The sequence below is a fragment of the Bacillus sp. 7884-1 genome, from assembly GCF_002272245.1.
Classification (GTDB): Bacteria; Bacillota; Bacilli; order Bacillales; family Cytobacillaceae; genus Neobacillus.
Genome location: NZ_NPDD01000166.1, coordinates 1 through 1,307 on the forward strand (window position 1 = coordinate 1; position 1,307 = coordinate 1,307).

General features: G+C 37.4%; 2 protein-coding genes. Both read left to right on the forward strand.

Annotated elements, in window-relative coordinates:
• Window positions 1–78: 78 nt before the first annotated feature.
• A complete protein-coding gene (locus CHI06_RS19050; protein ID WP_095250204.1) occupies window positions 79–390 on the forward strand; it encodes a helix-turn-helix domain-containing protein in 312 nt (103 codons plus the stop codon).
• A 26-nt stretch (window positions 391–416) separates the two neighbouring features.
• Window positions 417–1,265, forward strand: a complete 849-nt coding sequence (locus CHI06_RS19055) for an IS3 family transposase (protein WP_095250205.1) — start codon at window positions 417–419, stop codon at window positions 1,263–1,265.
• Window positions 1,266–1,307: the final 42 nt, after the last annotated feature.

A 1,307-nucleotide genomic window follows, 5' to 3' on the forward strand; every position in this document is an offset into this window, starting at 1 on the left:
TGGTTGACCCCCTTATAATAGACTTATAGGTTATGATGAAGATACGACATAACTGATTTTCTTAGGGGCGATAATTATATGACAAAAAAGCAATCTTCACATAATAGTGTCGAAGTAAAGTTGGAAGCAGTACGTCATGTGCTGGAAAACAAGATCCCTGTGGCAGAAGTTGCAGGGGGACTTGGATTACATAGGGATACTGTGAATCGTTGGGTAATCTCTTTTAAGAATCATGGTGAGCAGGGTCTTGTCAATCCCCGCTCTATTTCGCGGCCTTTACCTTCAAATGACAAAAAGCATATCCGTGAGTTGGAGAAGAAATTAAATGAAAAAGAGATGGAGATAGAAATCCTAAAAAAGTTCCAGGCCTTTCTCAAAGTGAAAGAATAAGCAAGAAATTCGAAGCTATTTCTTACTTGAGAAAGGTTTATCCAGTCAATCTTTTATGCCGTATACTTGGGGTTTCCTCAAGTGGATATTTTGCTTTTCTTAAACGCCCTAAGCGCCAATCATCTGGAAAAGAACGCCTAGATTTAAAGCAAATAAAAAGGATATATTTCCTTCACAAGGGGACATATGGAGCTAAAAGAATAAGCCGGGCTCTGAAAGCCGAAGACATAATAATAAACCATAAAAAAGTAGCACGACTCATGAATGAGGCCAATTTGAAATCAAAGGTAAGGCAGCCCAAAACTACTCATGAAACAAAAGAACAATCTGCGGGATATGTCTATAAAAATCTATTAAATCGGAATTTTAACGCTGATCATCCTAATCAAAAATGGGTAACAGATATGACAGAAGTTTTGATAGGGCAAGAAAAGTTATATATCTCTGCGGTAATGGATCTATTTAACCGTGAATTGATTGCCTTTGAAATGGGCTCAAGCCCTAATAAGGAATTGATAAAAGCCACCATTTTGGCTGCACAAAAAAAGCGGAACCTGGATACATTGGATGGCGTCCTCATCCATAGCGACCAAGGTAGCGTGTACAGATCTCATATGTACCACAATTTAAGTAAACAGCTTCACTTCCTACCCAGTATGTCACGAAAGGCAAATTGTTGGGATAACGCTGTTATTGAGAGCTTTTTTTCGCAGTTAAAAACGGAATTCCCTTGTTTTTATCCCAACTGTCCACCAGATTCTTTTCAACAAAATTTAAAGAAATATATTCGCTACTATAACGAAAAACGAATCCAACATAGAATGGGATTCGTTTCTCCTAAAATGTATTATTTAAATTACCAAAATGCATCATAAATGTCGAATATACTAATGTCTACTTTTCGGGGGCTTGACCAA